The organism is Streptomyces celluloflavus, from assembly GCA_000720995.1.
GTDB lineage: Bacteria > Actinomycetota > Actinomycetes > Streptomycetales > Streptomycetaceae > Streptomyces > Streptomyces celluloflavus.
This window is the reverse complement of sequence record JOEL01000042.1, coordinates 21033-40092: the sequence shown is the minus strand read 5'-3', so window position 1 is coordinate 40092 and position 19060 is coordinate 21033. Positions and strand designations below refer to the sequence as shown.

Genomic DNA, 19060 nt, shown 5'->3' with positions numbered 1-19060 from the left:
CGTTTCGGCGGGAGTGGCCCGGTGTTCCCGCCGGGCGGGAGGCAACCCTCACATTCCGCCACCGCAACCATGTGCCGCTGAAACTCATCTTTCTCTCTCGAAGAACGCAAATCCGGCCATGTGTCCTCGCTGACCGCATGTCCGCGTGTGGAGTGGGAGAGCGATGAACCGGCCGCTGAGGCGTATTGCCGTTTTCTGCGGGGTCCTGGTGCTGGCCCTGCTGGTGCGCGTGACCTGGGTCCAGTTCGTCCAGAGCGATTCCCTCGCGAACGACACGAACAACCGCCGGGTCAAGATCGAGGCGTACTCCTACCCGCGCGGCAACATCATCGTCGGCGGCAATCCGATCACCGGCTCCGTGGCGACCAAGGGCGACTACAAGTACAAGCGGACGTTCAAGGACGGTCCGATGTACGCCCCCATCACCGGCTACGCCTCGCAGAGCCAGGGCCCCAACTTCCTGGAGGGCGTCTACGAGAAGGTCCTCAACGGCAAGGACAGCCGGCTCTTCTTCAACCGGGCCCAGGACATCCTCACCGGTAAGAAGCCGCGCGGCGGCGATGTGATCACCACCATCGACGAGAAGGCGCAGAAGGCCGCCTACCAGGGGCTGACCAGCCTCAAGGGCGCCAAGGGCGCGGTGGTCGCCATCGACCCGCGCAGCGGCAAGATCCTCGCGATGGCCAGTTCGCCCTCGTACGACCCGTCCGTCTTCGCCGGGAACACGACCGCGGAGAGCGAGAAGTTCCTGGCGCTGGACAAGGACAAGAGCAAGCCGATGAGCAACCGCGCGCTGCGCGAGACCTACGCCCCCGGCTCGACCTTCAAGATCCTCACGGCGGCGGCGGCCCTGGAGAGCGGTGCGGTCACCGACATCAACGCCCCCTCCGGCGCGCCCGCCCCGTACACCCTCCCGCAGACCCATACCCAGGTCGGCAACGACGTCGACAACTCGCTGTGCGACAAGGTCTCCATGAAGACCGGTATGCAGTGGTCCTGCAACAACGTCTTCCTGGACGCCGCGCACAAGGTCGGCACGGACAAGATGCGCGAGACGGCGGAGAAGTTCGGCTTCAACAAGGAGCAGTTCACGCCCGTCCGCTCGGCGGAGAGCCTGTACCCCGCCAAGCTCGACCAGCCGCAGACCGCGCTGACCGGTATGGGCCAGGGCAGCCTGACCAGCACCCCGCTCCAGATGGCCATGGTCACCGCCGGGCTCGCCAACAACGGCAAGCTGATGAAGCCGTACATGGTCGAGGAGCTGCGCGGCCCCGACCTGTCCGCGATCGAGAAGTTCGAGCCGACCCCGCTGAACCCGAAGGACCCGCAGGCCGTCTCCGAGGGCACCGCGAAGAAGGTGCAGGAGATGATGGAGTACACCGTCTCGGACGGCACCGCGAAGAAGGCGAAGATCGACGGCGTCACGGTCGGCGGCAAGACCGGCACCGCCCAGCACGGCGCCGACGTCAAGGACGAGCGCCCCTACGCCTGGTTCGTCTCCTACGCCAAGGACAAGGACGGCGGCTCCCCGGTCGCGGTCGCCGTCTTCGTGGACCCCAAGGACATGGACATCCCGCGCTCGGAGATCATGGGCGGCGCCCTCGGCGGCCCGATCGCCAAGTCGGTCATGGAAGCCGTGCTGAAGAAGTAGCGGGAGAGGAAGTGGGGGGTGCGGCCGGCCGGGCGGCGCGGGCGGCTCCGTACGATGGCGGCATGACCGAAGAGCCCCGCCCCCGCCGTCTCGTTCTCGCCTCCCAGTCCCCCGCCCGGCTGGGTCTGCTGCGGCAGGCCGGGCTGGCGCCGGAGGTCGTCGTCAGCGGCGTGGACGAGGACGCGCTCACCGCTCCGACGCCGGGCGAGCTGGCCCGCGTCCTGGCCGAGGCCAAGGCGGTCGCGGTCGCCGCCCGCCCGGAGGCCGGCGGCGCCCTCGTCGTCGGCTGCGACTCGGTGCTGGAGCTGGACGGCCAGGCGCTCGGCAAGCCCGTGGACGCCGAGGACGCGACCGCCCGCTGGAAGTCGATGCGCGGCCGCTCGGGGGTGCTGCAGACCGGCCACTGCGTCATCGACACCGCGACCGGCCGCCGGGTCTCCGCCACCGCCTCGACCACCGTCCGCTTCGGCGAGCCCACCGACGCCGAGATCACCGCCTATGTCGCCAGCGGTGAACCCCTCTCCGTGGCGGGCGCCTTCACCCTCGACGGCCGCTCCGCCCCCTTCATCGACGGTATCGACGGCGACCCGGGCAATGTCATCGGCCTGTCCCTGCCGCTGCTGCGCCGGCTGCTCGCCGATCTGGACATCGCGATCACCGATCTGTGGAGCTGAGCGGCGGGGCCGACGGCCTGCCCGGTCTCCTGCCGGTACGCGCCGACGACCGGCGGCGTACCGCGCGCCTCGTGGCCCGACGTGCGGCGGTCGCCCGGCGGCAGCCGGGTCCGGGCGAGCGGCCGGGCCGGCTCGGCGAGCCCGTCGGGCAGTTCCCCGGGCCGAGCGGGGCGGGACGCCCGGTGCGGTCGTAGCGGCGGCTCGCCGGCCCGGTGCTCGCCGCCAGGCCGGGGCGGCCCGTCGACCGGTACGGGGACCGGTAGCGCCATGGCCCCGTCCAAGAACTCCCGTACCGCCGACAGAAGTTCCTCCGCCGAGACCGGTCGGAAGACGCCCGGGGGGACCGGGGCGCGTCAGCCCGCCGTGGCCGGGATCGGTGCGAGCATCCCCTTGGCGAACAGGCCGCGGCAGGCGAATGCCCCGAGGGCGGTGACCAGTGACGCACCGACGGCGGCCGCGAACACACCGTGCGGACCCAGCGGCTCGACCAGCAGGCCGCCCAGTTGCTGCCCCACCGCCTGGCCCGCGACGGTCGCCAGCGACGCCCAGGTGAACGCCTCGGTCAGCAGCCGGCTGTCGTTCAGGGTGCTGACCAGGACCATTTCGCTCACCGAGATCAGCGCGACGGGCGCGCCGCCGACCGCGAGCGCGAGGCCCAGGGTGCATTCCGAGGTGGCCAGCAGCGGCAGCGCGGTGCCGGCCGCGTACGTCAGCAGCAGCCAGGGGAACCGCCGGTGCACCGGCCACTCCGCCTGGGAGCGCCCCAGCCACACGGCGCCCAGTGCGCTGCCGATGCCCCAGCAGGCGCACACGACACCGGTATGTCCGGGGGTGCCGTGCCGGTCGACGAAGGCCGGGATGGCCAGCGTCATCAGGCCGATCGGCACGGCCGCGACCACCATCACCCCGGTCAGCGCGCGTATGGGGGGTTCGCGCAGCGGCCCCAGCACGCTGGGCGGGGCACCGGGCTCCGTACGCGCCGGGTGGCCCTTCTCCCCCGCCTCCCCGGGGAGCGGGGTGAGCGCGAGACCGAGCGCCCCGGTGCCGCCCAGCGCGGCGATGGTGGTGAGGGCCGTGCCCGCCGAGTCGGTGGCCATGAGCACGGCGAGGATCAACGGGGCGCCGATGGCCAGCAGTTCGGTGATCAGCGCCTCCCACAGGTAGGCGGTCTCCCGCTCCTCCTCGTGGAGCGGGAGGCGCGCCCACAGGGAGCGCATGCACGGGTTGGCGGGCGGCAGCGCGGCACCCGCGACGACCGCCAGCACGAGCTGGCCGGGGGTGCCGGGACCGGTCCCCCAGACGAGGACGGCGAGCGCCGGCGGGTAGACCAGACCGGTGGCGAGCAGGACGCCGCGCCGCCCGTCCCGGTCGGCGCGGCGGGCCAGGAACGGACTGCCCAGGGCCATGCCCACGGTGTAGAGCGCGGACACCAGCCCGGCCTGGGCATAGCTGCCGCCCTGCTCCCGTACCACCAGCACCGTGGCCAGCGACATGAGGTAGACGGGCAGTCGGGAGACCACGCTCCACCAGGCGGGCCCCGCCACATGCCGACGGGTCAGCAATCGCCGGAACCGCCGGAACATCCCGATCATCGCTGTTCAGCGCTCCGTTCCTGGTTCGGTACTCGTTGTCCGTCACTCGCCGCCCGCCACGGACGGGGCCGGCCGTCGCGTCTTCACCTCCCGCGTTCAGGGGGACAGCGCCACCGCACCCTCCGCATCCGCCACTACCTCGATACGGAACCGCGCCAGCACCCCGCGCATACGCGTCTCCACCTCGGCCGCCGTATCGCCCTCGATATGGACGTATCCGGACGAGCTGTGCGAGGCGCGGCGGGCGGTGACCCGGTCGCCCGGGGCGATCCGCAGTACGGCGTCGAGGACCCCCGGCAGCCGCAGCAGCTCCTCCCGCGAGGTGATCCCCTTGACGGTTCCGGTGGCCGGCAGCGGCAGCAGCAGATCGCCCACGCACCGCCGCTCGCCGTACTCCAGCGCGGGCCGCCGGCCGGTGTAGACGTCGAGGATGGCGCCGAAGATGTCGAATCCGTAGGCGTGACCGTGGTTGGCGGCGATCTCGCACCCGGCCGGCCGGAGTCCGACCTCGCCCGCGTACGCCTGGCCGTCGATCTCGAAGAACTCCATGTGCAGATAGCCGTGATCGATCCGCATCCCGCCGACGACACGTTGGACCAGCGTCGCCACATCCGTCACCGGCCCCGGCCCGCTGCCGACGCTGATGTGGGCGTTCATCGCGCCGTCGACGGTGTCCAGCGGCCGGCACGGCAGCGCGCTCGGCCAGACGTCCGGCACCGCGCCGTTGTGGACCAGCGCGCACACCTCCCACTCCGTACCGCACAGGTACTGCTCCACCATCCAGCGGCGGGCGGCCAGGTCCACCTCCCGCAGGTCCTCGGGGCCGTGCAGCAGGAAGGTGTCGATACAGGCGAAGGAGTCGACGGGCTTGAGCACCAGGGGCCATCCGTGGGCGGCCGCGAAGCGCCGCACCTGGGTGTCCGTGCGGACCCGTTGGTACGCGGCGGTGCGCAGGCCCAGGGCCCGGAACCGGTCCTTCATCGCGGCCTTGTCCCGCACCCAGAGAACTTGACGTTCCGTCAAGTGCGGGAGCCCGACGAACCGCGCGAAGCGCTGGGCGATGTCCTGGCGGGGCTCGGAGGGGTTGCAGAACCGCGTCGGCCGGGCGGACCGCCCCTCGATCCACGACAGATAGCGCGCCGCCTCCGTTTCGAGCGGTACGTCCTGCCGGATCCAGAAAGCGGGCAGATGGGCGGTCTCGCGCAGGTAGTCGGTCGGCAGCTCGCCGGACGCGTCCTCGAACCGCAGCAGCACCAGCTCTTCGGGGCCGCGCCGGGCCGCGTAGCGGCCGAAGGCGCAGGGGCGGTCGTCCGCCAGCAGCAGGACGGGGCCCGGCGCCGCGTCCACAGCCTCTCCGGCGCCGACCGGACATACAGGCGGGGGCTCGTCGGTGATATCCGGCCGGGTGGTGCGGGCGGCCGGAATCCGGCCGGTCTCGGCATTCGTGTGGGGCATCAGTTCTCCGGTCCAAGCGAACTCGACGGCAGACTCGATGACGGGATCGATGACGGGATCGATGACGGGATCGACGGCGGACGTGATGGCACAGGCGTGATGGCGGAATCGGCGGCGAACTCGGCGACAGGCTCAACGGCGGTGGATTCGGCAACGGATTCGGCAGCGGACAGTCGTGACGAACGAACTTCGTGAAGGTTCCGGGTGACCGAGAGGTCCGGGAAATCCGGCGGAATCGGCGGACCGGCGAATCAGGGGATCGACGGAATCAGGGGCCCGCTCAGAACGTCGTCGGCGCCAGGGCGAGTTGACGTACGCGCCTGGCGACCCGTTGCGCGCCCCGCAGATCGTCCGCGGCCGCGTCCACCGCGCTCCACGGCGACCGCGTCCCCTGCCCGTACGGCGGCCACAGGCCCGGTTCCGCGGGGTCCCCGACCGTGCCGACCGGCACCACCTGACCCGTACGGCGGGCCAGGTCCTCCTGACCGGGCCCCAGCGCCGGCAGGAAGGTCAGCGGGGCGCGGCGCGCCTGCGCCAGCGAGACGGCGGTGAGCGTCGGCGACGCGAGGAACACCTCGGCCGCGGCGTGCAGCGCGTCGGCGTCCACCTCCCGGGCCAGGTGCACCCGCACCCCCTCGACCGGGGCGAGCGCCTCCCGCACCCCCTCGGCCCCGGTGTCGTACACCACATCGCACCGTCCGGTACGCCGTACCGCCTCCTCGGCCAGCGGCCGGAGCGTCAGCTCCGCGTACACCTCGGCCGCACCGCCGCTCACGCCGTACGCCGAGAAGAGGAGCAGGCTCCCGGAGCGCTTCCGGTCCCGTCCGAGGCGGCCGGGCGCCAGTACCCCGGTGGGCTGGGCGCCCTCCCGGCTCACCGGCTTCGGCCCCGGCAGCCAGGCCGGTACGTGCACCTGCCGGATCGCCGCCGTGGTGACCGGCAGCTCCGCCGCGGTGTGGCCGGAGTGCAGGTACACCACCGGCACCTCCCGTTCGGCCAGTTCCCGGGCGGCGCCGGGCACATCGCAGACCAGCGCGGCATGCGGGCACGGGCCCTCCGGCGCCGCCCCCTCCTCCCCGTGGACGAGTTCCAGCTCCGCCAGGTGGGCGGCGACCCGGCGCCGGGCGGTCAGCGAGTCGAGCTGCCGGGCATCGTCCACCAGCAGGACGCGTTGCCGGACCGGTCCGTTGGGGGACGGCACGCTCAGTACTGCCATGGCGGTACGGCCCCCAGTCCGGCCACGTCGTCGCGGTATCGGGCGGCCGCGCGGGGCCCGCGCGGACCGTCGCCGGCCCGGGGCGGCAGCTCGGCGAAATCCGTCGGCGAAAAGCGGAACGTATCGCGGGAGAGCGCGAATTCACCCATGAAGCAATCCGCGTTAGAGGCTTCCAGAATACGGATGAACAGATATCTCTGACGTTCCTTCATGCGGGTTTCCGGTCTGTCGTAGCGGGGTGTCCTTAGACGACGTCTTGGTGCGAGAGCCGGTACGTGGTCGGCGCCCCGGGCCGCCCGGCGGTGACCGCTTCGCCGCGCACGACCTGCGCGACGGCCGCCCGGCCACCGGCGGCGATGCCGTACCACCGGTCGGTACCGCGCTCCGCCGGCGGGGTGCGGACCGGCCGGGGCGCCGGCCCGGCGCACCGCGGCGGCCCCGGGGAACGGTCACGCAACGCAGCGATGACGGCGCTCGGCTCTCCGGTGCCGCCCCGGCCTGAGCCGGCGCCCGCGAGGGCGGCCGTCCCGGCGATTTCGGTGGAATCCGTCTCCATGAATGACTCGAACCCCTCCGTGAGGTACGGCCGAAAGGGCCGTCCGCCAGCCGGATGCAAATGGGCGAGACACTATGGTCATTGACCGACGAAGTGGGACGCAAGACCACCTAACGACACTATCCAGCCATTCGCTGCAACTGCACGCACATGCGAAAAATCGCTCAGCCGCCGAACGGCCGGACGGTCCCCGGCGCCGCTCGCCCCACCGTCGCCAGCAGGGCGGCGAGCGCGTTGCGCAGCAGCAGCGCGTGGACCAGATGCCCGTCCGGCGTCGGCACGCAGCGCCAGGACAGCGGCCAGGTCCAGCCGTACAGGGCGGGCACGAGGACGTAACTCACCCGCCCCGGCCCGCCGGTGAGCCGCTCGGCCTCCCGCGGCCAGGGCCGGTGGCCCGTACTCCCGGGCGGTACGAGGAAGTACGTCGACCGCCGGCCGTTCGCCTCCGCGATCACCGGACCGGGCCGCCCGCCCGTCAGCCGCTCCATCAGGTCGGCCAGATCCCGCCCGGTCTCCCCGTCAACCCGTACGGCGTCGAAGTGGACGCCCGCCATGCGCAGTTGGTGCCCGCTGGCGGGCACCCAGCCGAGATTCGCCCGGTCACTTTCCGTATTCATGGCGCAAGTGTCAGTGGCCGGGGCTAGCGTTTTCCATAACGGAGCGTGCATCCGCGAACACGGTGCGCTGGGTGCGGGCTGCCGTCGAACCGAGTTGAGCCCACTGGAATCAAGGCGGTGACCGCGATGGCGCGGGCAGAGAACAAGAAGGCGGCCCCCACGGCCACTCGACTGGCAGCGGATATCGCCCGCATCCTGCGCCAGCACGCCAAGCTGACCCAGGAAAACCTGGGCAAGAAGATCGGGTACACCGGGTCCGCGATCAGCGCGATGGAAACGGGCGCGCAACCGCCGAGCGAGGAGATGCTGCTGGGACTGGAGGAGGTTCTGGGGCAGGGGTTGGGGATCTTCAGGGAGGCTGTGAAGTACATCCAGTTGGACAGGTATCCACGGCAGTTCGCGGACTTCGCGCTGATCGAGATGACGGCGCTGACCTTGTGCTCGTACCAAACGATGGTGGTCCACGGGATGTTCCAGACTGAGGAGTACGCCCGTGCGCTGATTGACGGCGGGTTCCCTCCGCTGATCGAGAGCCGGGTGGACGAGCTGGTTGAAGCCCGGATGGCCCGCAAGGCGCTGTTGGACCGCGAGCCGACTGCACTGATCGAGTTGGTCCTTGACGAGGCCGTACTCCGCCGGGACATCGGCAACCCCGGCATCATGCACAGGCAGATGCGTGCGCTCAGCGAATACGCGGATCGGCGGAACGTGACCATCCAGGTCCTGCCACTGAATTGCGGCTTGCGCGGGGAACACGCAGGGGATCGAGGACCGTTGACGCTATTGGAGACCGTAGATCATGAACATCTGACCTACCTGGAGCCACAGGACGAAGGCATGCTGATCAGTGACCCTGCAAAGGTGAGCACGTACTCACACCGGTATGCGAAGATCCGCGCGCAGGCCCTCGGGCCGGATGAATCCATGGCCCTAATCCACCAATTGGCGGGAGAACTATGAGCGGCGCCCTGCGATGGTTCAAGTCGAGCCACAGCAGTTCAAGCGGCGGCGAGTGCATTGAAGTCGCCTACGACTGGCACAAATCCAGCTACAGCAATGACAGCGGCGGCCAGTGCATCGAGATCGCCTACGACTGGAGCAAGTCCAGCCACAGCCATGACAGCGGCGGCGACTGCGTCGAAGTTGCCTACGGCTGGAGCAAGTCCAGTTACAGCAGCGCCAGCGGTGGCGAGTGCGTCGAGGTAGCCGCCCCCGGCGCCGCCGTCCACATTCGTGATTCCAAGAACCCCGGCGGGGCGATACTCACCGTCGCGCCCGGCGCCTGGGCGGCCTTCGTCGCCCACGCCACGCGCTGACACGCCGCGCGAGGCCACGCCACCGGCCGTGACCGGGCGTTTTCCGGCCGGTCCGGAAAACGCCCGCGCGATTTCCGGACCGGCGCCGGGTGACCCGCATCATGGCGGCACCGCTCGATCCCGTCGCGACCGCGAGGAGTGCGCATATGCCCAAGATTCTGATCATCGCCGGGGACGCCACCGAGGACCTGGAGTTCTTCTACCCCTACCAGCGGTTGCTGGAGGAGGGGTACGAGGTGCGAGTGGCGGCCCCGTCCAGGAAGAAGCTGCGGTTCGTCGTCCATGACTTCGTCGAGGGCTACGACACGTTCGTGGAGCGCGAGGGGCACTCCTGGCCGTCCGATCTCGCGCTGTCCGAGGTCGATCCGGCCGCGTACGCCGCCGTGGTGATCCCCGGCGGCCGGGGGCCCGAGTACCTGCGCAACGATCCCGACTTCCGGCGCGTGATCACGCACTTCTTCGACACCGGCAAGCCCGTCGCGCACATCTGCCACGCGGCGATCGCGCTCGCCCCGCTCGGCCTGCTCAAGGGGCGCCGCACCGCCGCCTGGAACGCCTGCGCGCCGGACGTGGAGATGGGCGGCGGCACCTTCGTGGACGCGTCCGCGGTGGTGGACGGCAATATCGTCTCGGCCCGCGCCTGGAACGACCACCCCGACTGGATGCGCGCCTTCATGCGCGTCCTGCGCAAGGAGGCGCCGGTGGAGTCCGCCGAGGGCTGAGCATTCCGAGGATGCCTCGGGGGTGTGTGAGGCTGGTGGGTCGTACCGCCCGCGGACGCCCGTCCGCACACCCCGAGGGAGCCGTCATGCCGCAGTCCGTCGACCGGGCGCTGGACCTGCTCGACGCGGTCGCCGAGGCGCCCGGCCCGGTCACCGCCAAGGCGCTGGCCCGCCGGCTGGACTGCGGCCTGTCCACCGTCTACGCGCTGCTCGGCGCGCTCACCGACCGCGGCCATCTGGCCCGTACGCCCGCCGGGTACACCCTCGGCTACCGCCTGCCGTCCCTGCACCGCGCCTTCCAGCGGCAGTTGCGGATCGACGAGCGGGTGCACGAGGTGCTGCTGCGGCTGCGCCGGGTCTCCGGCGCGGACGTCTTCTTCAGTACCTACCGGGATGGGGAGATCGCGGTGGTGGACGGCGTGACGGCGCCCGCCGGCTCGGCCTTCTCGGTCGGCCGGGACCCCGACGCGCACGCCACCGCGCACGGCAAGGCCCTGCTCGCCGCGCTCCCCGGCGCGGCCCGCCGCCAGTACCTCGCGGCCACCGGAATGGCCCCGCGCACCACCCGCACCCTCACCTCGCCGGAACTCCTGGAGCGCGAGCTACGGCAGGTCCGGCGGACGGGCATCGCCGTCGAACAGGAGGAGGCGGCGTCCGGGATGGCCTGCGTCGCGGTTCCGGTACGCACCGCTGACGGCGCCCTGACGGCGGTGTCCGCCGCCCTCCCGGTGACCGACTTCGCCCGGCTGCGCGACCCACTCACCGAGGCCCTCCGACGAGAGACAGCGGCACTGCGCTGACGGCCGTACGCCCCCGGAGCCGACGCCCCCGGCCCCGAATCTGACGCCCTTCCGACCCCGGCCCCACCACGCCCGCGCCCCTCCCCCCGTCCGCCCGTCCCCCATCAAGCCGACGTAGGCGCAGCAGGCGGCCCCCCGGCCGCCCCCGGCCCGCCGTCGCCCTCCGCGCGCACGCCGCCCGTACCCGCCCCGTCCGCCGCGCCCCGTGGCGCGCCGTACGCCACCAGCGTCAGTACCAGCAGCCCCAGCACGGCCATCAGCACCACGAACGCGAGCCAGCCGACCAGGGCCGAGGCGACCGCGCCGAGCAGCCCGTTGACGACCGCGCAGCTGATCAGCAGGGCGCGGGCGAAGCGGCCGGGGGCGCGGTCGCGCAGTGCGGCGCGGAGCGGGACGACGGCGCAGCAGAGGAGGTAGAGGCCGAAGAGCAGACCGGCCAGCCAGGCTCCGGCGGACATCGCGTGCGGTTCCAGCCCAGCCAGCGACATCTGCTGCCGGTCCACGACGATGCTCAGGACCCAGTTGAGGAGCACGGTCCCGAGCGCCTCCAGGACCAGTACCGCCGCCGTCACCAAGGCCACCGGCCTGCGCGCCGCCACCCCGCCCACCCACTTCCGCCGTCGTGGGGCCCGCGCGCCCCGTAGCCGCGTGCCACCCCCTGCCCGCCCCCGCCCGCCCCTGTTACCGCGAGTACGGAAGACATCCCGCACGCTACTAACGGGTAATGGCCGGGGCAAGGGTCTGCGCGGGGTGCGTCCGGCCGTCGTCGGGCGCGCCGTCCCCGCCACGGCCGCCCGCAAAGATTCCTTCGCCCATTCGTAGGGACTCCACAAAGAATTGACGAACCGCTGAACGGCCACACCCCGAGACCTAGGCCACACCACAGCCTCGTCCGGAACCGCGAAATCCGGGCCTACCCTGGGATATCAGGGAACTACGGCCCTCCAGTAACGCTCTCCGGACGCTCCGTGTGGGCAAGGTCACCCCGGGGAGCGGGTCGGCACGCGGTGTCGCCAGTCCCTAAACTCGGCTTGTTTCAAGGGAGGAGCCATCGTGCGCAAGGTGCTCATCGCCAACCGTGGCGAAATCGCTGTCCGCGTTGCCCGTGCATGCCGGGATGCCGGGATCGGGAGCGTAGCCGTCTATGCCGACCCTGACCGGGACGCCCTGCACGTCCGCGCGGCAGACGAGGCGTACGCCCTGGGCGGTGACACACCTGCCACCAGCTACCTGGACATCGCCAAAGTCCTTGCGGCCGCCGCCGATTCCGGCGCGGACGCCATTCACCCGGGTTACGGCTTCCTCTCCGAGAACGCCGAGTTCGCGCAGGCCGTCCTCGACGCGGGCCTGACCTGGATCGGCCCGCCCCCGCAGGCCATCCGGGACCTCGGCGACAAGGTCGCCGCCCGGCACATCGCCCAGCGCGCCGGTGCGCCGCTGGTCGCCGGCACCCCCGACCCGGTCTCCGGCGCGGACGAGGTCGTCGCCTTCGCCAGCGAGCACGGCCTGCCGATCGCCATCAAGGCGGCCTTCGGCGGCGGCGGCCGCGGCCTGAAGGTCGCCCGCACCCTCGAAGAGGTCCCGGAGCTGTACGACTCCGCGGTCCGCGAGGCGGTCGCCGCCTTCGGCCGCGGCGAGTGCTTCGTCGAGCGCTACCTCGACCGCCCCCGGCACGTCGAGACCCAGTGCCTGGCCGACCAGCACGGCAACGTCGTCATCGTCTCGACCCGGGACTGCTCGCTCCAGCGCCGCCACCAAAAGCTGGTGGAGGAGGCCCCCGCGCCGTTCCTGTCGGACGCGCAGAACGCCGAGCTGTACCGCGCCTCCAAGGCCATCCTCAAGGAGGCCGGCTACGTCGGCGCCGGGACCTGCGAATTCCTCGTCGGCCAGGACGGCACCATCTCCTTCCTGGAGGTCAACACCCGTCTCCAGGTGGAGCACCCGGTCACCGAAGAGGTCGCCGGCATCGACCTGGTCCGCGAGATGTTCCGGATCGCGGACGGCGAGGAGCTCGGCTACGACGACCCCGCGGGGCGCGGCCACTCCTTCGAGTTCCGCATCAACGGCGAGGACCCGGGCCGCGGCTTCCTGCCCGCCCCCGGCACCGTCACCCGCTTCGACGGCCCCACCGGTCCCGGTGTGCGCCTGGACGCGGGCGTGGAGTCCGGCAGCGTCATCGGCCCCGCCTGGGACTCGCTGCTCGCCAAGCTGATCGTCACCGGCGCCACCCGCGAGGAGGCGCTCCAGCGCGCGGCCCGTGCGCTGGACGAGTTCACCGTCGAGGGCATGGCCACCGCCATCCCCTTCCACCGCACGGTCGTCAGGGACCCGGCGTTCGCGCCCGAACTGACCGGTTCCGCCGACCCGTTCACGGTCCACACCCGGTGGATCGAGACCGAGTTCAAGAACGAGATCCCGGCGTTCACCGCGCCCGGTACGGACGAGGCCGAGGCGGACAGCCGCGAGACGGTCGTCGTCGAGGTCGGCGGCAAGCGCCTGGAGGTCTCGCTGCCCTCCTCGCTCGGGATGCCGCTGGCCCGCGCCGCGGTCGCCGGTGGCGCCAAGCCCAAGCGCAAGGCCGCCCGGAAGTCCGGCAGCGCCGCCTCCGGCGATGCGCTCGCCTCCCCGATGCAGGGCACCATCGTCAAGGTCGCCGTCGAGGAGGGCCAGCAGGTCGCCGAGGGCGAACTGGTCGTCGTCCTGGAGGCGATGAAGATGGAGCAGCCGCTCAACGCGCACCGGGCCGGCACCATCAAGGGGCTGACCGCCGAGGTCGGCGCGTCCCTCAGCTCCGGCGCCGTGATCTGCGAGATCAAGGACTGACGTAGCGAGAGTCTTCGCGCGTGGGGCGCCCGGCGGATTTCCGCCGGGCGCCCCACGCGTTCGCTCCCCGTCCGGCGTGGCCGCTACGAGGTTCCGACGACGTCCTCCGGGAAGGTCAGCGATTTGCCCATCCACTGGAGCGCCGCGGGCAGTTCGCGCCGCCAGGTGGCGAAGTTGTGGCTGCCGTGGTCGAGGACGATGGAGTCCGCCCGCATCGGGGCCTTGACCGCGCCCAGGAACGCCTGGGCGGCCGGATAGTTCTTCTCCCCCGAGCTGCTGGTGCCCACCAGGACGTTCACCTGCGGGGCGGGCAGCTCCCTGAGCCGCCACATCAGGTCGTGCTCCTGCCTGCGGCGTATCCGGTCCTTGCCGTCGCCGAAGAGATTGCCGGTGGTGGCGTCGTTGGCGACCTTGTAGTCGGGCGAGAGGGCCACCGCCGAGGGGTACGTCCGGGGGTGGCGCATGGCCAGCTGGAGGGCGCAGCTGCCGCCCGAGGAGTAGCCGAGCACGCCCCAGCCGCCCGGGTCGCGGCCGACGCGGTAGTGCGACTTCAGGGCGTCCGGCACATCGCGCACGAAGAACGTCTCGGCCTGCGGCCCGCCCGGCACGTCGACGCACTGGGTGTCGCGCGGCGGCGCGATGGTGGGCCGCAGCATCACGATGACGGTCGGCTGCATCTTCCCGTCCCGGATCAGCCCGGCGGCGGTCTGCGGCAGCCGCAGATGCTGCCCCAGCAGGAACGTGCCGCCCGGATAGCCGCTCAGCGCGACGACGACGGGGAACCGCTGCCGGGCGTACTGCGGCTGGAAGTACTGCGGCGGCAGATAGACGTACGCGGGGTTCACGACCCGGGTCCGCTTGCCGACGATCCGTACGGTCTCCACCTTGCCGGCCGTCTGCGGCGGGCCCGTCGGCAGCCCGTGCACCTTGTCCAGACCGTCCGGCCCCGACGCCTGGACGAGGCCCTTCGACGGGTCCCCGGCGGGCCCGGCCAGCCCCGCGTCACCCCATTTGCCGGCAGCGGCCGGGGCGTCGTCGTACAGGCCGAGCAGTTCCTTCCAGGAGGCGTAGAACTGGAAGTTGGTGTTCACCGCGAGGCCGAGCGCGGCGACGATGGCCAGCTGGGTGGCGACCAGCATGCCGAGCCGCCCGCACACCGCCCGCGGCCCGCGCCGGGCGAACCGGGGCCACTGCCAGACCGTGAGCCCCACACAGACCACGGCGACCACCACCATGGTGTACAACAGCGTTCGGCTGGTCAGTCCCATGATGTTTCCCCAGTGTCCCGGCGCCGGGTACGGCGTTCTCCAGCGGTCCCGGACGCGTCCGGAAGACCTCATTGCGCCAGGTTTGATGGCTCTTGGGACGGCGGCGTTGCGACCTCGCCGAGGTGTTCGGGCACCCGCCCACCGCGGTACGCCGGTGCTTCATCCGCCGGCCGCCGCCCCGCAACCGGTCCCGCGGGGAGCGGGGGTGCCCGCGGGGCGCCGCGGTCCGGCCACGGACACGGGGGCGCCGCCCCGAGCGGCGGCGGCGGCCGAGCGCGCAGTGGCATCCTGGACCCACCGGGCCGGGACCGGCCGGGTCGAGGGAGGACGGCGATGGCGACCGACACGGCAGGGCAGCGGCAAACCGGGCAGCGCCCCGCGACAGAGGCGTCGGTGGCGCACGCGCCGCCGGGGGCGGGAGCGGGGACGCCCGCCGCCACCGGGACCCCGGCACACGCCGTACGCCCCATGCGGGCCGACGCCCGCCGCAACTACGAGCGGCTGCTGACCGTGGCCCGTACCGCCTTCACCGAGCACGGCACGGACACGTCGCTGGAGGACATCGCGCGCCGCGCGGGCGTCGGCATCGGCACGCTCTACCGGCACTTCCCCCACCGCACGGCCCTGATGGGCGCGGTCTTCCAGGGGGAGGTGGACGCGCTGCTGGCGCAGGCCCGGGAGCTGGCGGACGCGCCGCAGCCGTGTGCGGCGCTGGTCGAATGGCTGCGCGCGATCATCACGCACGCCACCACCTACCGCGGTCTGTCGCGCGCGCTGATGTCCGCGTCGGTGGACGACAGTTCGGGGATGGCGCGGTGCAGCGTGCCGATGCGCGAAGCGGGCGGCGCACTGCTGACCCGCGCCCAGCGGGCCGGCGCCGTACGCCCCGATGTGAACATCGGCGATCTGATGCAGCTGACGAACGGCATCGCGCTGGCCGCCGAGGAGTCGCCGGACGACCCGGAGCTGGCCGACCGGCTGCTGACCCTCACCCTCAGCGGTCTCAAGGGCCGCTGAGGGGGCCGTGCGCCACGGCCCCGCAGCGCAAGGCCGCCCGTACCCGTCCGGTCCCTCAGCGCCGCCGCGGAGCCAGATCGGCGACCCGGCCGCCCGACGCCTCCGACAGCGGGGTGGCCGAGCGCAGCTGGGGCGCCGGGCCGCCGCCGCCCGGCGGGTGGTTGCGCCGCTGGCCCGGCAGCGGCACATCCCGCCGCGGGCCCCGGCGGTCCCCCGCGGCGCTCTCCTGCCCCGGCCGGCCCGGCCCCTGCCCGGCTCCCGAACCGCCGCCGCCGGCGGTGACGGCGATCTGCACGCCCTGGTCGGCCAGGGCCTGCAACTCGGTCGCGGCCCGGTCGTCGTGACACGGCGGCTCGTCGGTGACCAGCCGCGTGATCACGTCCGTCGGCACCGTCTGGAACATCGTGTCGGAGCCGAGCTTGGTGTGGTCGGCGAGCACCACCACCTCCCCCGCCGCCTGCACCAGCGCCCGGTCGACGCTGGCGGAGAGCATGTTGGAGGTGGACAGGCCGCGCTCGGCGGTCAGCCCACTGCCGGACAGGAAGGCGCGGGACACCCGCAGGCCCTGGAGGGACTGCTCGGCACCGCTGCCGACCAGCGCGTAGTTGGAACCGCGCAGGGTGCCGCCGGTCATCACGACTTCGACGCGGTTGGCGTGGGCCAACGCCTGGGCGACCAGCAGGGAGTTGGTGACCACGGTCAGACCGGGCACCCGCGCGAGCCGGCGGGCCAGCTCCTGGGTGGTGGTCCCGGCGCCGACGACGATGGCCTCGCCCTCGTCGACGAAGCTGGCGGCGAGGTCGGCGATGGCCGTCTTCTCCGCGGTCGCTAGATGGGATTTCTGCGGGAACCCGGATTCCCGGGTGAACCCTCCCGGCAAGACCGCACCGCCGTGCCGGCGGTCGAGCAGCCCTTCTGCCTCCAACGCACGCACGTCTCGCCGTACGGTGACTTCGGAGGTCTGGACGACACGGGCGAGCTCCCGGAGCGAGACGGCTCCGTTCGCGCGCACCATTTCAAGGATCAATTGGCGACGTTCTGCAGCGAACACGAAACTGACAGTAACGCCAACGTCCGTCTGGTTTCAGCAGGTTGCACCAATTAACGGAAGTTGTTCACGGCGCGCCCGGCAAAGTGGTATGCATGCCGCATATGTCGAACGCCCGGCCGATCCGGCCCGTTCGGTGTCATCTCCCGGCTCTCCCGGTTCCCCCGGTCCGTCCGGCCCGCGCCCCGTCCGCCACTACGCGTCGGCGCCCTTCCGGGTGTGCAGCTGCCGCGCGACCTCGGCGATCGAGCCGGAGAGGGACGGGTAGACGGTGAAGGCGCTGGCGATCTGCTCGACCGTCAGGTTGTTGTCGACCGCGATGGAGATGGGGTGGATCAGCTCGCTGGCGCGCGGCGAGACGACCACACCGCCGACGACGATGCCGGTACCGGGACGGCAGAAGAGCTTCACGAAACCGTCGCGGATGCCCTGCATCTTCGCGCGCGGGTTGCGCAGCAGGGGGAGCTTGACGACCCGGGCGTCGATCCGGCCGTTGTCGACGTCGGCCTGGGAGTAGCCGACGGTGGCGATCTCCGGGTCGGTGAAGACGTTCGCGGAGACGGCCTTGAGGTTCAGCGGCGTGACCGCGTCGCCCAGGAAGTGGTACATCGCGATCCGGCCCTGCATCGCGGCGACGGACGCCAGCGCGAGGACACCGGTGCAGTCGCCGGCCGCGTACACGCCGGGGGCGGTGGTGCGGGAGACCTTGTCGGTCCAGATGTGGCCGGACTCCTTGACCCGGACGCCGGCCTCGGCCAGGCCGATGTCCACGGTGTTCGGGATGGAGCCGACCGCCATCAGACAGTGGGTGCCGGAGATCGTCCGGCCGTCGGCCAGCGTCACCTCGACGCGGTCGCCGACGCGCTTGACCGCGGCGGCGCGGGAGCGGGCCATGACGTTCATCCCGCGGCGCCGGAAGACGTCCTCCAGGACGGCGGCGGCGTCCGGGTCCTCGCCGGGCAGCACCCGGTCGCGGGAGGAGACGAGGGTGACGCGCGAGCCCAGCGCCTGGTAGGCACCGGCGAACTCGGCGCCGGTGACACCGGAGCCGACCACGATGAGCTCCTCGGGGAGCTCGTCCAGGTCGTAGACCTGCGTCCAGTTCAGGATGCGCTCGCCGTCCGGCAGCGCGTCCGGGATCTCGCGGGGGTGCGCGCCGGTGGCGATCAGCACCGCGTCCGCGATCAGCGTCTCCTCGGCGCCGTCGGCGGCGGTCACCGTCACCCGGCGCGAGCCGTCCGGCGACTGGCCGGGCTCCAGCCGGCCGCGGCCGCGCAGGACCCGGCCGCCGGCCCGGGTCACCGATGCGGTGATGTCGTGCGACTGGGCGAGCGCGAGGCGCTTGACCCGCCGGTTGACCTTGCCGAGGTCCACGCCGACGACCCGCGCGGACCGGTCCGCGCCGGACGCGCCGTCCTCGACGATGATGCCCAGCTCGTCGTACGAGGAGTCGAAGGTCGTCATCACCTCGGCCGTCGCGATAAGAGTCTTCGACGGTACGCAGTCGGTGAGTACCGACGCCCCGCCCAGACCGTCGCAGTCGACGACGGTCACCTCCGCGCCGAGAGAGGCGCCCACCAGGGCCGCCTCGTATCCGCCGGGTCCGCCACCGATGATCACGATCCGAGTCACGTACTCCATTGTCCCGCACGTCTGTGCGCCGCTCTCCCCGGGGGCCGGTGTGCCGCCTTTCCGGACGCCGCCGGCCGCTCCTCTGCTCCGTTGTACGAATCTCCCGTACCACGGGCCCAGCGGATAACCTCCCGTACCCTCGGAGCCATGTCGCTCTACGCCGCGTACGCCGGCAACCTCGACGCGCGGCTGATGTCCCGCCGCGCACCGCACTCGCCGCTGCGCGGCACCGGCTGGCTCAACGGCTGGCGGCTCACCTTCGGCGGTGAGCAGATGGGCTGGGAAGGCGCGCTGGCGACGATCGTCGAGGCCCCCCGCTCCCAGCTCTTCGTCGCCCTCTACGACATCGCGCCCATGGACGAGGACTCCATGGACCGCTGGGAGGGCGTGGGCCTGGACGTCTACCGCCGGATGCGGGTGCGGGTGCACACGCTGGACGGCGACGAGGCGGCCTGGACCTACGTCCTCAACGGCTACGAGGGCGGTCTGCCGTCGGCCCGCTATCTGGGCGAGATCGCGGACGCCGCGGAGTCGGCGGGCGCGCCGCACGACTATGTGATGGAGCTGCGCAAGCGGCCCTGCTGACGGCGGGAGGCCCGGCGGGGCCCGGTCCGTACGGCGCCGCCCCGGGCGTGTCGGGGCGGGTGTCGCGACACGCCCGGGGCGGCGGTCC

19 protein-coding genes are annotated in these 19060 nt (G+C 72.2%); 9 read left to right on the top strand and 10 right to left on the bottom strand.

Annotated elements, in window-relative coordinates:
- Nucleotides 1-163: 163 nt before the first annotated feature.
- On the top strand, nucleotides 164-1651 hold the full coding sequence (locus tag IH09_RS28310) for a peptidoglycan D,D-transpeptidase FtsI family protein (RefSeq protein ID WP_052860340.1): 1488 nt from the start codon (nucleotides 164-166) through the stop codon (nucleotides 1649-1651).
- Nucleotides 1652-1713: 62 nt separating this feature from the next.
- Entirely contained in the window at nucleotides 1714-2325 is a 612-nt protein-coding gene (locus tag IH09_RS28305; protein WP_052860358.1) for a nucleoside triphosphate pyrophosphatase, read from the top strand.
- Nucleotides 2326-2678: 353 nt separating this feature from the next.
- Here IH09_RS28305 and IH09_RS28295 read toward each other — a convergent pair whose 3' ends face one another.
- From IH09_RS28295 to IH09_RS28275, 6 genes are all read right to left on the bottom strand, one after another.
- Nucleotides 2679-3917 carry an MFS transporter gene (locus IH09_RS28295; RefSeq protein WP_052860338.1) on the bottom strand — a complete coding sequence of 413 codons (1239 nt, stop codon included), beginning with the start codon at nucleotides 3915-3917 and terminating at the stop codon, nucleotides 2679-2681.
- 96 nt (nucleotides 3918-4013) lie between these two features.
- A complete protein-coding gene (locus IH09_RS28290) occupies nucleotides 4014-5372 on the bottom strand; it encodes an ATP-grasp domain-containing protein (protein WP_190233438.1) in 1359 nt (452 codons plus the stop codon).
- A gap of 280 nt (nucleotides 5373-5652) precedes the next feature.
- Nucleotides 5653-6588, bottom strand: coding sequence for a CGA synthase-related protein (gene blsF, locus IH09_RS28285; protein WP_110952636.1), 936 nt, complete (start codon nucleotides 6586-6588; stop codon nucleotides 5653-5655).
- Entirely contained in the window at nucleotides 6576-6800 is a 225-nt protein-coding gene (locus tag IH09_RS40285) for a hypothetical protein (protein ID WP_240150628.1), read from the bottom strand. Before IH09_RS40285 ends, blsF begins: the two co-directional genes overlap by 13 nt.
- Nucleotides 6801-6832: 32 nt before the next feature.
- Nucleotides 6833-7144 carry a hypothetical protein gene (locus tag IH09_RS28280; RefSeq protein ID WP_052860337.1) on the bottom strand — a complete coding sequence of 104 codons (312 nt, stop codon included), beginning with the start codon at nucleotides 7142-7144 and terminating at the stop codon, nucleotides 6833-6835.
- A 164-nt stretch (nucleotides 7145-7308) separates the two neighbouring features.
- On the bottom strand, nucleotides 7309-7761 hold the full coding sequence (locus IH09_RS28275) for a hypothetical protein (protein WP_052860336.1): 453 nt from the start codon (nucleotides 7759-7761) through the stop codon (nucleotides 7309-7311).
- 126 nt (nucleotides 7762-7887) lie between these two features.
- Here IH09_RS28275 and IH09_RS28270 point away from each other — a divergent pair, with 126 nt between their 5' ends.
- From IH09_RS28270 to IH09_RS28255, 4 genes are all read left to right on the top strand, one after another.
- On the top strand, nucleotides 7888-8721 hold the full coding sequence (locus tag IH09_RS28270; RefSeq protein WP_052860355.1) for a helix-turn-helix domain-containing protein: 834 nt from the start codon (nucleotides 7888-7890) through the stop codon (nucleotides 8719-8721).
- On the top strand, nucleotides 8718-9077 hold the full coding sequence (locus IH09_RS28265) for a DUF397 domain-containing protein (protein WP_110952635.1): 360 nt from the start codon (nucleotides 8718-8720) through the stop codon (nucleotides 9075-9077). Before IH09_RS28270 ends, IH09_RS28265 begins: the two co-directional genes overlap by 4 nt.
- 146 nt (nucleotides 9078-9223) lie before the next feature.
- Nucleotides 9224-9799: a DJ-1/PfpI family protein gene (locus IH09_RS28260; protein WP_052860335.1), complete on the top strand. Its 576-nt coding sequence runs from the start codon at nucleotides 9224-9226 to the stop codon at nucleotides 9797-9799.
- Nucleotides 9800-9885: 86 nt separating this feature from the next.
- On the top strand, nucleotides 9886-10599 hold the full coding sequence (locus IH09_RS28255; protein ID WP_052860334.1) for an IclR family transcriptional regulator: 714 nt from the start codon (nucleotides 9886-9888) through the stop codon (nucleotides 10597-10599).
- Between the two features lie 104 nt (nucleotides 10600-10703).
- Here IH09_RS28255 and IH09_RS28250 read toward each other — a convergent pair whose 3' ends face one another.
- Entirely contained in the window at nucleotides 10704-11207 is a 504-nt protein-coding gene (locus IH09_RS28250) for a hypothetical protein (protein WP_052860333.1), read from the bottom strand.
- Nucleotides 11208-11652: 445 nt separating this feature from the next.
- Here IH09_RS28250 and IH09_RS28245 point away from each other — a divergent pair, with 445 nt between their 5' ends.
- The gene (locus tag IH09_RS28245; RefSeq protein WP_052860332.1) at nucleotides 11653-13422 is read left to right on the top strand and encodes an ATP-binding protein; all 1770 of its coding nucleotides are present in this window, start codon (nucleotides 11653-11655) and stop codon (nucleotides 13420-13422) included.
- 83 nt (nucleotides 13423-13505) lie between these two features.
- Here IH09_RS28245 and IH09_RS28240 read toward each other — a convergent pair whose 3' ends face one another.
- Nucleotides 13506-14690, bottom strand: a complete 1185-nt coding sequence (locus IH09_RS28240) for an alpha/beta hydrolase (RefSeq protein ID WP_052860331.1) — start codon at nucleotides 14688-14690, stop codon at nucleotides 13506-13508.
- A 468-nt stretch (nucleotides 14691-15158) separates the two neighbouring features.
- Here IH09_RS28240 and IH09_RS28235 point away from each other — a divergent pair, with 468 nt between their 5' ends.
- Complete coding sequence (locus IH09_RS28235) at nucleotides 15159-15707, top strand: TetR/AcrR family transcriptional regulator (RefSeq protein ID WP_052860330.1); 549 nt, start codon at nucleotides 15159-15161, stop codon at nucleotides 15705-15707.
- A gap of 55 nt (nucleotides 15708-15762) precedes the next feature.
- Here the strand turns inward: IH09_RS28235 and IH09_RS28230 are convergent, their stop codons facing one another.
- Nucleotides 15763-16758 carry a DeoR/GlpR family DNA-binding transcription regulator gene (locus IH09_RS28230; protein ID WP_094791540.1) on the bottom strand — a complete coding sequence of 332 codons (996 nt, stop codon included), beginning with the start codon at nucleotides 16756-16758 and terminating at the stop codon, nucleotides 15763-15765.
- Nucleotides 16759-16950: 192 nt separating this feature from the next.
- Entirely contained in the window at nucleotides 16951-18396 is a 1446-nt protein-coding gene (locus tag IH09_RS28225) for an NAD(P)H-quinone dehydrogenase (RefSeq protein ID WP_052860328.1), read from the bottom strand.
- Nucleotides 18397-18534: 138 nt separating this feature from the next.
- Here IH09_RS28225 and IH09_RS28220 point away from each other — a divergent pair, with 138 nt between their 5' ends.
- A complete protein-coding gene (locus tag IH09_RS28220) occupies nucleotides 18535-18972 on the top strand; it encodes a gamma-glutamylcyclotransferase (protein WP_052860327.1) in 438 nt (145 codons plus the stop codon).
- The last annotated feature ends 88 nt before the right edge of the window (nucleotides 18973-19060 follow it).